The organism is Ensifer sp. ENS11 (genome assembly GCF_014851895.1).
Lineage (GTDB): Bacteria > Pseudomonadota > Alphaproteobacteria > Rhizobiales > Rhizobiaceae > Ensifer > Ensifer canadensis.
This window is the reverse complement of record NZ_JACVAN010000005.1, coordinates 345,395-358,308: the sequence shown is the minus strand read 5'-3', so window position 1 is coordinate 358,308 and position 12,914 is coordinate 345,395. Positions and strand designations below refer to the sequence as shown.

The 12,914-nt window shown below is 60.6% G+C and carries 13 protein-coding genes; 6 read left to right on the top strand and 7 right to left on the bottom strand.

What is annotated here, in order from left to right:
• Positions 1 to 54: 54 nt before the first annotated feature.
• Entirely contained in the window at positions 55 to 867 is an 813-nt protein-coding gene (locus tag IB264_RS12945) for a PfkB family carbohydrate kinase (protein ID WP_192433609.1), read from the top strand.
• 131 nt (positions 868 to 998) lie between these two features.
• Here the strand turns inward: IB264_RS12945 and IB264_RS12940 are convergent, their stop codons facing one another.
• The 7 genes from IB264_RS12940 to IB264_RS12910 all read right to left on the bottom strand — a co-directional run bounded on the left by IB264_RS12940 (position 999) and on the right by IB264_RS12910 (position 8,757).
• Positions 999 to 1,970 (bottom strand): amino acid ABC transporter permease, encoded by a 972-nt coding sequence (locus IB264_RS12940; RefSeq protein ID WP_025430652.1) that lies wholly within the window; start codon positions 1,968 to 1,970, stop codon positions 999 to 1,001.
• A gap of 21 nt (positions 1,971 to 1,991) precedes the next feature.
• Complete coding sequence (locus tag IB264_RS12935) at positions 1,992 to 3,272, bottom strand: FAD-binding oxidoreductase (protein WP_192433607.1); 1,281 nt, start codon at positions 3,270 to 3,272, stop codon at positions 1,992 to 1,994.
• 64 nt (positions 3,273 to 3,336) lie between these two features.
• Positions 3,337 to 4,164, bottom strand: coding sequence for a transporter substrate-binding domain-containing protein (locus IB264_RS12930; protein ID WP_025430650.1), 828 nt, complete (start codon positions 4,162 to 4,164; stop codon positions 3,337 to 3,339).
• A 581-nt stretch (positions 4,165 to 4,745) separates the two neighbouring features.
• Entirely contained in the window at positions 4,746 to 5,051 is a 306-nt protein-coding gene (locus tag IB264_RS12925; protein WP_192433605.1) for a hypothetical protein, read from the bottom strand.
• A gap of 215 nt (positions 5,052 to 5,266) precedes the next feature.
• Positions 5,267 to 7,000, bottom strand: coding sequence for an adenylate/guanylate cyclase domain-containing protein (locus IB264_RS12920; RefSeq protein ID WP_192433603.1), 1,734 nt, complete (start codon positions 6,998 to 7,000; stop codon positions 5,267 to 5,269).
• 251 nt (positions 7,001 to 7,251) lie between these two features.
• Positions 7,252 to 8,034, bottom strand: coding sequence for a pyrroline-5-carboxylate reductase (locus IB264_RS12915; RefSeq protein ID WP_192433601.1), 783 nt, complete (start codon positions 8,032 to 8,034; stop codon positions 7,252 to 7,254).
• 3 nt (positions 8,035 to 8,037) lie between these two features.
• Complete coding sequence (locus tag IB264_RS12910; RefSeq protein ID WP_025430602.1) at positions 8,038 to 8,757, bottom strand: GntR family transcriptional regulator; 720 nt, start codon at positions 8,755 to 8,757, stop codon at positions 8,038 to 8,040.
• Positions 8,758 to 8,955: 198 nt separating this feature from the next.
• On the opposite strand from IB264_RS12910, the gene IB264_RS12905 reads away from it, so the two are divergent.
• The 5 genes from IB264_RS12905 to IB264_RS12885 all read left to right on the top strand — a co-directional run bounded on the left by IB264_RS12905 (position 8,956) and on the right by IB264_RS12885 (position 12,891).
• A complete protein-coding gene (locus IB264_RS12905; RefSeq protein ID WP_192433599.1) occupies positions 8,956 to 9,789 on the top strand; it encodes an ABC transporter substrate-binding protein in 834 nt (277 codons plus the stop codon).
• A gap of 61 nt (positions 9,790 to 9,850) precedes the next feature.
• Complete coding sequence (locus tag IB264_RS12900) at positions 9,851 to 10,621, top strand: amino acid ABC transporter ATP-binding protein (RefSeq protein WP_192433597.1); 771 nt, start codon at positions 9,851 to 9,853, stop codon at positions 10,619 to 10,621.
• 10 nt (positions 10,622 to 10,631) lie between these two features.
• Positions 10,632 to 11,300, top strand: coding sequence for an amino acid ABC transporter permease (locus tag IB264_RS12895; protein ID WP_192433595.1), 669 nt, complete (start codon positions 10,632 to 10,634; stop codon positions 11,298 to 11,300).
• 11 nt (positions 11,301 to 11,311) lie between these two features.
• Positions 11,312 to 11,977 carry an amino acid ABC transporter permease gene (locus IB264_RS12890; protein WP_192433593.1) on the top strand — a complete coding sequence of 222 codons (666 nt, stop codon included), beginning with the start codon at positions 11,312 to 11,314 and terminating at the stop codon, positions 11,975 to 11,977.
• 35 nt (positions 11,978 to 12,012) lie between these two features.
• Positions 12,013 to 12,891, top strand: a complete 879-nt coding sequence (locus IB264_RS12885; protein WP_192433591.1) for a dihydrodipicolinate synthase family protein — start codon at positions 12,013 to 12,015, stop codon at positions 12,889 to 12,891.
• Positions 12,892 to 12,914 lie beyond the last annotated feature (23 nt).

Below are 12,914 nucleotides of genomic sequence, written 5' to 3'. Positions count from 1 at the left end.
CTGCGAATCCGCATCATCGCGTTCGCGGCTTTCGCGTCCTATCCCGAGATACGCATGAAAATCCTCCGCTTCGCCGCCGTCGGCGACAATTGCATAGACCGCTTCCAGCCTCCGCTTTCGCAATCGCTTGTTGGCGGCAACGCTGTCAACGTTGCGGTACAGCTCGCCCGGCTCGGCCACGGCTCGCACTATTTCGGCGCCGTCGGTTCGGATCCGGCCGGTCAGCGGACGCGGCATCTCCTGGCTGACAACGGTGTCGACGTAACGCATATGCAGGAACGTTTCGGCGTCACCGCCTATACCGAGATTGACGTGCTTCCCTCCGGCGACCGCGTCTTCGCTTTCGAGGATTTCGGTGTCTGCGCCGGCTACAAGCCGGATGCGGACGAGATTGCCGTCCTGAAGACCATGGATCACGTGCATGTCGGCTGGATGGACGATGGAGGTGTTCTGCGCCGCACGCTCGCCGACGCCGGTATCAGTGTGTCCCAGGATGTGTCCGTCAATGCCGATCCAGTCAATCTCGGAACCGAGGGCCTGACGATCGCCTTCGGTTCCGCCGGCGACGACGACGCAACGGCGGAAGACTTGCTGCGCCGCCTGCTGGAATGCGGCGTGCCGCTCGCCGTTGTCACCCGAGGCAGCAAGGGGGCCATGGTCAGCGATGGAAGACAAACTGTTTCGATCGGCATCCGGCCGGTCGAGGTGGTCGACACGACCGGTGCCGGCGACAGCTTCATTGCCGGCTTTCTCGCAGCCCGTGTTGCGGGTCTGCCACTACCTGATTGCCTTGCGGCCGGGCGCGACCGGGCTGCTTTGACCTGCATGCATGTCGGCGGTTTTCCGCAGCTGCCGCAGCCGCTCTAACGGGGCCGGCGAGGGCGGCGGCTTCACCATGGCATTGGTGGCCGAGAAGATCCCGAAGGCGAGAACAACGAGAAGGGCGCCGGCCGTTCGACGGCGCGTTAAACGCGCCGCCACGGGCCGTGGCGGGCACGTCAACGGGCATCGAAGCGGCCGAATCGGTCCTCGATGCGAGACTGGGCATATTCCAGCCCGATCGAAAGGATCCAGTAGATCATCGATGCGGTGATCAGCATCTCGATGTGGCGGAACTCGGTCTGGCCCTGGGTGCGGGCGAGATACATGATTTCCCAGACGCCGACAACGGAGACGAGGGAGGAGTCCTTCAGCATGGCGATGAACTGGTTTCCGGTCGGAGGAATGATGACGCGCATCGCCTGCGGCAGGATCACGAGCGCCAGGGTCTGGTTGGGGCTGAGCCCGAGTGCGGTGGCGCCTTCGGTCTGGCCGCGTGAAATGCTCTGGATGCCGGCGCGGAAGATTTCCGTCATGTAGGCGCCGTAGCACAGCGAAAGCGCCAGGATGCCGGCAGGCACCGCGCCGATCACATAACCGACCTGCGGCAGGCCGAGATAGATGATGTAGATCTGCATCAGAAGCGGCAGGCCGCGAAACAGTGAGGTGTAGAAGGTGGCGAGGCCGTAGATCACTCCGTTGCTGGACAATTTGGCGATTGCGCCGGCCAACGCGATGACCGTCGCGATCACGATGGAGATCGCGGAAATGTAGAGCGTCGTCACCACGCCCTGTGAAATGAGAAAGCCGATCTTCTTGGCGATGAAGGCGAAGGACAGATCGAACGAATAGAAGAAGAGCATCAGAAGCACGAAGAGTTCAAGCCAGACGCCGACCACCTGCTGGCGCCGTGAGAGCTGGCGCAACGCCTTCCAGTTGGCGGCAACGATGAGCGCGATCAGGAGAGACGAAACCAGCCGTCCCATGGTCGGGTTTTCGCCAAGCCAACCTGCCGTGGCGGGCAGGACATGGCCAATCCAGGCAGAGCTGACACCGAGCATGTAGAGCGCAAGGACCACCAGGGTGAGGATCAGCAGCGCTCCGGCACGGCGCGAGGCCTCGGGATAGATGAGTATCAATCGACCGATCATGGTTCAGACCTTTCCCGTGTCTCAGGCGGCGCGCTCGCGCCACCAATCCTGTGCCTGGAGCTTCCAATAAGTGAGCTGGGCGACGGCAAGCCCGGCAAGCCCGCCCGCCCAGACGAGGCCGAACGGTTCATAGAGCTTGTAGCGTTCGGTCTCACCGAGAATGCCTTCGGCGATGACCTTGCCGCCAATCGCCGTCGTGTTGAGGCCGTGCCCGCCGAAGGCCGTGCAATACCACACGCCGGGGCTCATGCGCCCAATCTGGGGCATCAAATGGCGGGCATAGGACATGAGGCCGGACCAGGCGATTTCGGTCTTCAACCCGGCGAGTTGCGGATAGGTGCCGACCATTTCGGCGCGCAGTTCGCGCACGAGCGCGTCGCTCGAGGCTGCGCGGGTGGTTATGCGACCGCCCCACAAGAGGCGCCGGCCGCTATCGATCACGCGGTAGTAGTCGCCCGCGCGGCGGTTGTCGCCAATGGCGTCCTTCGTTGCGATCGCCGATGCGATAAGCTCCGGCGCATCCTCGCTGACCATGACGTAGGTCGCGATCGGCAGGAAGGAGCGCTTCAGCTTTCCATTGAGCGATCCGGTGTAACCACCTGTCGTGAAGACGACATCGCGGGCCGTCACGCCTCCACCTGCCGTTTTCACCCGCTTCTGTGCGCCTGCCAGGTCCACGGATTCTACCGCGGACATTTCGCAGATGCGGCTGCCAAGACGTTCGATCTCGCGGGCGATGGCGCGCAGATAGTTCAGCGGGTGCATGTGGAACGCATTGCGGTTGCGCAATGCCTGGAAATAGCGGTCCGACTTGAGGGTCGCGCGGACCGCGTCGCGATCCATGAATTCGAGTTCGTAGCCGTAGCGCCGGCTGGTGTCCTTCGCATAGGCCTTGAGACTTGCAGCATTGTCGTAGCGCAGCACGCTCATCAGGCCGGGTTGCGGCTGCGCGTCATCGATCGCAAGGGCGCGGATGTTTTCGCGGATGAACTCCATGCCTTCGATCGACAGCAGATGGAGGCTGCGGGCTGCTTCTTCGCCAGTGACACGTGCGATTTCGTCGCCGTCCGTTGCATAGCCCGGGCTGACGAAGCCGCCGTTTCGGCCGGATGCGCCGTAACCCACGCTTTCGGCTTCCAGAACCGTGACGCTTTTGCCGGCTCGCGCCAGTTGCAGGGCCGTCGACAGCCCGGCGAGGCCGCCGCCGACGATCACGACGTCGCAATCGTGCGAGCCTGACAGCGCAGGACGCGCTGTCAGATCTACCATCGTGCGTTTATAGTAGGTATCAGGATAGGTCATGCTGTACGGCTCCCCCAGATGCGCGTTGCGGCGCGAGCCAGATCGACCCACGCCGCCATGCTCGTCAGTCAGTGCTGTAGTCCTTGCCGTACCACTTGGTGGTCAACGTGCTGAGAGTGCCGTCCTTCTTCATCTCCTCGATGATGCTGCCGACCTTTGCTGTCCAGTCCGGATCAACTTTTTCGGCGATCACGACGAGCGGCTCGCGGAAGGCATATTCACCTTCCAGGCTGCGGAGCGGATAGCCATTCTTGATGGCGTTGAGGGCCGTCTGCTCAGGCGCGATCACTGCGTCGAGGCGCACGCCGCTGCCGAGGCGAAGATCGTCGAACGGCAGCATGGAATCGGCAAAGGTTCGCACTTCGCCCGGCTCCAGTTTGTATTCGACCGGCGGCAGGCCAGGCGCGTCGATTTCCAGTCGGCGGTTGATGAAGTCTTCCGACGTCGTCGCGGTCTCGACGCCGATGACCTTGCCGTTGAGGTCGGTCACGGACTTCGCCTCGCTGTCCTTGTGCACGACATAGACATAGGGGCTGTAGTAGTAGATGCCGACGAAATCGATGACCTGCGCGCGCGCTTTGGTCGGCGTTACGGAACCGACGCCGAGATCGTAGCGTCCCTGCCAGCGGCCGCCGGTCAGCGTTGCCCAGTCCGGCGTCTCGAAGCTCACTTCGACGCCGAGGCGCTTGGCGATTTCGCGGGAGACGTCGATATCGAAGCCGACCATCTCGTTGCTGTCGTCCAGATAACTCTGAGGCGGCCAGCCGCTGTTGGTGGCGACGACCATCGCCTTTTTTTCCATGACGCGGTCGAGCGTCTGCCCCGCATGGGCAGCTGCGGCCGTGGCGACGAATGCGGCGCCTACGGCCAATCGTACAAAGAGCTTCCTCACATGATCCTCCTATTCGATCCGTCAGCCATGATCCCCTATTATGTAAGATGTCTGACAACTGAATGTGTCAGTGCTTGTATTCTGGAGTCAAGGCAATTTTCCTTCGTCGAAGCTCGCTTGTAACATTAGGCTGTCCCGTTGAAGGCCGCTTCGGTTGGAGACAGGTTCGTCAACACGGCGCTGCTTACCGGAAGAGTCTTCCGTATCCGCCCCCCTCTACGCATCGGGCTTCCGCGTAACGAGGGTCGGCTTCCTGACGCGGGTGAACCAGTATTGGTTCTGGTGCTGGCCGTTGTTTTCTTTGCGGGACGTCGCTCGCAAGTGATCCAAGCCGGGGAGATATGCCGCCATTGTATCCGAACCGGTGGCAGCGGCGCCTCTATGCTTAGATCGCCATGCGTGACAAGCACATGACTTTGAACCGAGGCATCAACGCAGCGGGCCTGTCAGACAGCGGGGAAGGCCTGAAGACGAGGGCCTATCGCAACGTCGCTGGCATCTGGACGGCTACGGCCCCTCGGGTCGCCGATCTCAGGTGAATTGAATTGCGGGTATGTCTGCGCAACATGGCGGCGCAGTTCTTAAATCCCTGACCCGTCGAGTTCTCGCTCGTCTTCGCCTTCCCAGGGTGAGGGCATCGAGGTGCGATTGAGATTGGCCGAGGGCATCGGCATCCAGCACTTCAATTCGGGCTCGGCGTATTCGATGATGCGGCCGGGCGAGGAATCAGAGGCGCGCCAGCCTTCTGCACCGAACTGATCGCCATTCGACCAATACGCGAGGTCAACTTCTGCCGCCCCCTGTTCGGACGGGCGGATCGTAATGAGGATCCGACTGCCGTTTTTCGGTGCGCTTGCCATGTGGCGCCAGGGGTCTGGTTCAGCCATCATTTTCCTCCTGTCTTGCTGCAGGTTGCAAGTGTCGCCACGCCATCGAAAACGGTCAACTCAAACTTTGCACAACCCATCGTCTATCGATTGACTGTCCGATCAAGATGGACGCACCGAATTGAGGCGTACCATCGCTCCTCGGCTGGTATTTCGCCTCAATCATGCGGAGCGGCCAGCGGGGGTAGTCTTCCCTGTTCCCGGCGCATCGACGCTCATGGTGCCAAGCCTGCCTTCACAAGCCCTGTTCGGAACAAATCCAACTGCTCCGGACGCTCCAGCAGCAGTCCTCGGCTGATGAAGTTGTCGATCGAGAAGTCGGGACAGAGCCCTAGCAACTGACGTTTTGCCTTCTCGGTCGCGACCGGATCCCCTGTTTGCGCGTAGCAGGCGACCAGGCGCGCGCACGTGAATGGGCCTGGGTTTGGTAGTTCTTCCAGGGCGGCAGCGGCTTCCGCGTAGCGGCCAGTAAGATAGAGGGCGTTGCTGAGGGCTGCGCTGTACCATGGCGGCGGAAACGGATTTAACCGCAACCCTTCCTCGATCCATTCCAGCGCTTCATCGAGCTTGCCGCGTCGGGCCAGCAGGCCGCCCATTTGCACCAGCGTGTTGGCGTCGTTGGGGTTCATCTGATAGGCCCGACGATAGTGTCGCTCACCCAACTCAAATTCACGTCGGTTAACGTGAATAAGTGCCAGCAGTCGTTGGCAACCACTCTCGCCTTCGTCAAGGGTTACCGCCCTACGCGCCAGGGCTAGCGCTTCGTCAAGAACGCCCGATGGTGAGTTGGCGTAGCCGTTCAGTGCGATTTTCGCCAACGCGAGGTGGGAAAGTGCCAACCCGAACTGCGGATCTCGCTCCAGTGCTGCACTGAACATCGTGAACGCCTGTTGATTGTCGTCCTTGTCGTAGCTGCGCATATGCACAAGGCCGCGCAGGTAGTACTCGTAGGCTGCCAGGCTGCTTGTCGGTTTTCGCAGTGCTTGGCGAACATCCTCGCACTCTATGTGTCCCACGAGGGTGGCGACAATCGTCCGGGTTAGTTGATCCTGAACTGCGAATAGATCTTGGACATCCCGGTCGTAGCGTTCAGACCACAGCTGCTTTCCGGAAACCGCTTCGACGAGCTGGGCCGCAATTCTTAGTCGCTCGCCTGCGCGCCGAACACTGCCCAGAACAAGATAAGTAACACCCAACTTCTTGCTGATCTCATTCAGGTCCGAGTGCCGGCCGCGAAAGCGGAATGACGAGCTAGCATCGATGACGGTAAGCGAACGAAACCGCGCCAGTCCGCATATGACGTCCTCAGTAATTCCGTCGCTGAAAATATCGTGGTGTTGCGATCCGTCCAAATTCTCAAACGGCAAAACAGCAATCGATGTCGGCCTGGCAAGCGAGCCTATCGAAGGGCTCGCTGCCGGCGTTTCCCCCCAATGCCACACGTGGAGGGGACGAGCTATGTTCTTGAGTGATATCTCGCCGCCGTCGACAAATTCCAAGTGGCGACCCGACCCAAGCTGCCGGTGAACGAGATCAGAAATACATATGCCACCTGGCTCCGCCGCCGCCTCCAGGCGGGCTGCAACGTTTACACCATCGCCCAGGACGTCATCACCTTCGACCACCACATCGGCGAGATTGATACCGATCCGCAAGACAAGCGGGAAATCTACTCTCTGGGTTTGCCGGCGTGACTCAAGCTTCGATTGAATTGATATCGCACAATCCACCGCTTCCACAGCCGAGCTGAAGACCACGAGGGAGCCGTCACCCATCAACTTGACAACCCGGCCGCCTCGGGCATCAACACTTGGCTGAAGAACTGTGGATTGCAGCCGTTTAATAGACCGAACTGTTCGCGTTTCGTCGGCTTCCATGAGCCGCGCATAGCCGACGACGTCGGTCGCCATAATGGCCGCCAGCCGCCGATCAACGCGTTGCTTCGCCATTGCGGTCGTCTCCGCATGAGGTGACGGAAGATATTATCGTACTCTCAAGTGCCGCAAAAGGCGCCGGCTGCGCTCTATCCCGTGTCGGGCCTATTCGCGTGCTGGACAAATGGTCCAGAAACCTACGAGCGCTTGGCGCCCTTCCTCGATGCTCTGGAAAGGCGATGGGTGCCGTGCAAAAACTAATTTTCCGCCCGGAACATCCGCGTAGAGGTCGAATGGGGTAGTCTGGCGCAGGGACCTGCGTCGGCCTACCCGCGTATTCGTGCTAGAACGCGGTCGAGCGCGAGCATGATTGAGCGACTCCCGCCATTTTCCTCGAAGTCTCTGAATACCTGCTCGTTCAGGCCACCCTTGGTGGCAAATTCACGGCTCATCTCAATGAAATCGACCTCCTTGTCGGCAAGGAGCGCCGTTTCGGAAAGGCCAGCAAAGAGGGGTGCGAGATAGGCTTGGCCCTTTTCTTCCGGGAGGCCGTTTTCGGCGAGCCATTCTGTCGCGCGATGCATGATGCCGAAGTAGGTGGCCATCAGGGCGCTCGCCGCCGCGAGTAGATCGTATTCCTCCCTGGTATCGCATTCGACGGCGCTGCCTAGCACATTGAAAATTTCAGCGGTCTCCCGGTCCGGTGGATAGACGGCCGTGACACCCTTGCGCCTGCAGACAAAAGGCAGTGGTATCGCCTGCGTCAGGCTCACATCCGCCCCGATCCAGTCCGATAGCGTGGGTCGACCGGTTGCAGCGATGACGCTGATTACCTTCTGACCGTCGCGGAACTGCAGGGGGCGGATGACCGCTTCGGCAATCTGTGGCCGGACCGCAAGAACGACGGTATCGCAACCATCGACGATCGCCTGATTATCGCTTGAGACGAGAACGGCGGGGAAATCCGCTGCGAGTTTCGCGGAAATCTCCGCATTGCGCGAAGAAAGCATGACCTGTGACACGGTGGCCGGCTCTGCGAGCAGGCCACGCACCATTGCGTCGGTGATCGCTCCGGTTCCGATGAATCCGATCTTCTGGGGGAGGGGCATGGTCTATTCCGCAGCAGCGAGCGGCCCGAAGGCGACGTCGGTCGTGTAGTTCTCGCGCAGGAACGAGATGAAGTTGTCCTGAAATTGCCGGGTGTGGGCATGCGCCAGTTCGTCGGCGCGCTCGACGTTCTTCGCCCGGATCGCCTCCAGCATCAACTCATGCTCGTCGGTCAAGAGATAGCCGTCGCCGGTGCGCTCGAGATATTCGAAATGCAGGTGCAGCATGCGCTGACCCTGGTTGAGGAGCCGCTCGTAGAAGGAAGCGAGATAGGTGTTCTTCCCAGCGTAGGCGACGGCCATGTGGAATTGTTTGTTGGCCTCCGACATCTTCAGGTGCACGCCGGTCCTGACCGCGGTCTCGAATTCCTTTTGACGCCTGGAGATGATCTTAAGGTCCGCATCGGTCCTGAGAGCTGCGGCCAACCGGGTATTCATGCGCTGGGCAACATCGAGTGCTTCAACATATTTGGGAAAGCTCGCAACCTCGATCGGCGCCACGATCGTGCTGCGGTTGGAAAGCGTGACCACCAGATCCTCGCCCGCCAGCCGGATCAGGGCCTCGCGCACTGGCGAGCGGGACATATCGAAGCGCTCGGCAAGCGTCATCTCATCCAGCAGTTGGCCCGGCGGCAGGGCGAGCGCGAGAATTTCGTTTCGCAGCGTGTCGTAGACGCTTTTCCAGCCGGTACCGCGCACCCGTTTCGATTCAATCTCGTCAGACACTTACGTCCCTTTCCGTATTTCGTCGGCATTGGGCCAGAAAAACGACCGCGCAGCAATTGTAAAATTTCCGCTTGACTTTGTCGACACGGAGACGACATAAATTTGTCAGTCGACACGTAGCCGACACAAAAAGACAAAAGAACGGCCGTAGCCGACCGGTGGAACCGCGCATTACGCGCTCAAAAATGGGGAATGCACATGCTTTCGAGAGTGATGACGTCCGCGCTGCGGGCGACGGCGGCGCTCGTCCTGGTGGCGAGCTTTTCTCCCACAGCCGCATCGGCTGAGACCGCAGAAGGATACTGGCAGGGCGTCCAGAAAACCGGAACGCTGCGTTGCGGAGCAGCGGTCGCTCCGCCCTATGTCATGCGTGATCCGGCAAGCGGCGAGTATTCCGGCTTCTTCGCCGACCTCTGCCGGGAGTTTGCGGAAGTTTTGAAGGTGAAGCCCGAATTCGTCGACACGACCTGGGACAATATCGTCGCCGGCCTGCAGGCCGGGAAATGGGACGTGTCGCTGGCGCTCAACCGGACACCGGCACGGGCCATGGCCGTTCAGTTCTCCGTTCCGGCGATGGAGTACCAGATCTCGCTTGCCTACAATAAGGACAATCCGAAGATCCCGGCTGGCGCGGCCGCAGTTGCCGATATCGACAAGGCAGACATCACGCTTGCGGTGATGTCGGGCACGGCACAGGACAAGGCGATCTCCGCGGCCGTCAAGACTGCGACGATCTTGCGCTTGCCAACCAACGATGAAACACGCCTTGCCGTCGTATCCCGGCGCGCGGACATCCTCGTCGACGCGTCGGATACCAACCAGCTCTTCACGCAGTCGAACCCGGATTGGGCCGTTGCGCTGAACCCCACTCCGGCGCTTGCAAAACAGGGCGTCGCCTTCGGCCTGCCGCACCAGCTTTCGGCCGCCGATGTCGAGGTGGTCGACATCTTCCTCGAAGAACGCGTTGCAACGGGACACGTTGAGGAACTGATCCGCAAGGCAGTGGACCAGGTTCTCAAAGCCAGCAACTGAGCAATGCCGGGGCCGCCTTCCGGCGGCTCCGCTTTTTTGCCTCAAGGAGGAGGTTTGGACGATGTCGGATACCGCTCCACTCGTTAAAATCGAAGGTCTTCACAAGAGCTACGGCGGCGTGGTGAAGGTACTGCAGGGCCTGGACATAGAGATGAACGCCGGTGACCGCGTTGTCGTCATCGGCCCTTCTGGTGGTGGCAAGTCCACTCTACTGCGCGTCCTGATGGGCCTCGAACAGATCGACAGCGGGTCCGTCGGTTTCGGTGGAAAGCCCTATATCTGCGCAAACGGCAACGGCAAGACCACGATCGATGCCAAGGTCCGGCGGTCGATCGGAATGGTGTTTCAGCACTACACGTTATTCCCGCATCTCGACGTGATCGGAAACCTGATCCTCGCACCGATGAAGGTGAGGGGAGAGAAGAAGGCCGACGCCCGGGCGAGAGCGATGGCACTGCTGACCCGCTTCGGTCTGGCACAGAAGGCCAACGCCTATCCCGCCCAGCTTTCGGGCGGTCAAAAACAGCGGGTGGCAATCGCCCGTGCCTTGATGCTCGATCCGAAACTCATGCTGTTCGACGAGGTGACCTCGGCGCTCGATCCCGAGCTTGTGGCCGAAGTCGAACAGGTGATCTTGCAGCTCGCCCAGCAGCAGATGCCGATGGTCATTGTGACCCACGACATGTGGTTTGCGAAGAACATCGCCTCCCGCGTGATTTTCTGCGCCGGCGGCGTGGTCGTCGAAGATGGTCCGCCAGACCAGGTGCTTGGCTCTCCCAAGGAGGAGCGCACGCGCGAGTTCATCGAGCGGGTGTTCCACATAAAGCACTGAGGAGGACGCCATGAACTACAGTTTTGACTTCGCGTCCGTCTTTCGCAATTTCGGACCGCTCTGGGATGGCCTGCTCGTCACGGTCGAACTCACGATCGCCGCCAATGCCATCGGCCTGACGCTCGGTTTCGTGCTGGCGCTGCTCGTCATGAGCCGCTTTGCGGCGATCCGCCTTCCGATCACGCTCTTCATCGAGTTTTTCCGGTGCACACCGGCGATTATCCAGATCGTCTGGTTTTTCTACTGTGTTCCCATGCTGTTCAACGTGTTCCTGGGCTCCGTCACGATGGGCATTCTGGCGCTCGGGCTCAATCTCGCGGCGTTCAATGCGGAAGCCTATCGTGCCTCCATCCAGGCCGTTCCAAGGGAGCAGCTTGATGCAGGCGTGGCGCTCGGTCTGAGACCGTTCCAACGGATCCTCTACATCGTCCTGCCCGCGGCCGTTCGCAACTCAGTTCCGGTTCTGCTCACCAATGGCATCGGCGCCTTCCAGCAGAGTGCGCTGGTTGCCATCGTCGCCGTTCAGGACCTGATGTACCAGGGCAAGACCCTGGCCACCCAGACCTACCGCCCGATCGAGACGTTCACCATCGTCGCGCTCGTTTACTTCGCCGTTTCGTTTCCGGTGTCCCAGATCGTCGGTTATCTGGAACGCCGTCGCGAAGCCCTGGCAAGCTGAGGAGGCGAGCGATGACGTTCAATTTCGCGATCGTGTTCAAATTCCAGGAGGCGCTCCTGTTCGGCCTCTGGATGACGCTCAAACTGACCCTGATGTGCATCGTGCTCGGTTGCGTCCTCGGATTTCTGCTGGCGCTCGCCAGGACCTCCAGGAGCGCGATCCTGCGCGGCCTGTCCAGTGTCTATGTGGAGTTCTTCCGCGGCACGCCCGTGCTCGTGCAACTGTTCTGGGTTTTCTTCTGCCTGCCGCTGGTCCTCGGTGTCGAGCTCTCCAACATGGCGTCCGGCGTGATCGCGCTGACGCTCTATATGGGTGCGATCAGCAGCGAGACTTTCCGGGCCTCGCTCAAATCTGTCGGACGCGAACAATTGGATGCCTGTGTGGCGCTCGGACTTTCTCCTTGGGCGCGCACGACGAGCGTCGTTCTTCCGCAAGCCATACTGCGCGCCGCACCGACGCTGCTCTCCAACTGTGTCAGTCTCTTCAAAGAGAGCGCGCTTGTCTCGGCCGTCGGCATGGCAGACCTCATGTTTGTCGGCCAAAACATCTCCAACAACACGGCCCGCCCGGTCGAAGTGCTGACCGTCGTCGCCTTCATCTACTTCATCATTGCCTTCCCCCTGACGCGCGCCGTCACCGTCATCGAACAACACATCCTCAAGCGACTGGCCGTCTGACGGCCTCCCATCTGAACCCTCGAATGGAGATCTCCATGAAACTCTCAGGCGTCATGCCCGCCCTCGTTACCCCCTTCGATACGCAAGGCAAGATCGACTTTGCCGCTTTTGAAAAGCATCTGACCAATCTGCGTGAAGCGGGCGTCACGGGCTGGGTGCCTTGCGGGTCCTCAGGTGAATACAGTTTCATGTCCGACGACGAGCGTGACCAGGTGCTGAAGTTCGTCAAGGACTTTGCGAAGCCTGGCGAGACACTGATCGCCGGCACCAACGCGCCGTCGACAGCCGGCGTTATCGCCAACACGTTGCGCGCCAAGGAAATGGGCTACGACGCCGTCTTGTTGGCGACACCCTTCTACACCAAGCCAACCCAGGCCGAACTGATCAAGCACTTCCAGACCGTTCTGGACGCAACCGACGTGAAGATCGTGCTGTACAGCTATCCGGACAAGGACGGGGTCGAACTGGGCTGGGACGTTCTCGACGCGCTCGCCGACGATCCACGCATCATCGGCATCAAGGAAAGTTCGGGCTCCCTGCAGCGCGCCATCGGTATCGCCACCCGCTACGAGGGTCGCATCCAGTTGGTTTCCGGTTCTGATGACATCGCTCTCGATTTCATGGTCTGGGGAGCCGACAGCTGGATCTGCGGACCTGCCAACTGCATGGCGAAGGCCGTCTGCGATCTCGACCGCACGTTCAAGGCTGGCGATCTCGCCAAGGCAAAGAAGCAGATGGCGACGCTCTACACGGCTATGAACATCCTTGAATCGGGCAAGTTCGTACAAAAGCTCAAATATGGCTGCGAAGTCCAGGGTACGCCGGTTGGCGAATGCCGGGCTCCGCTCGGTCCGCTGACGGATGAGGAAAAAGCCGAGTTCCGTGCTGCCATGCAGCCGATCCTGAACTGGTAAGTCGATATGACCGGGCGACAACC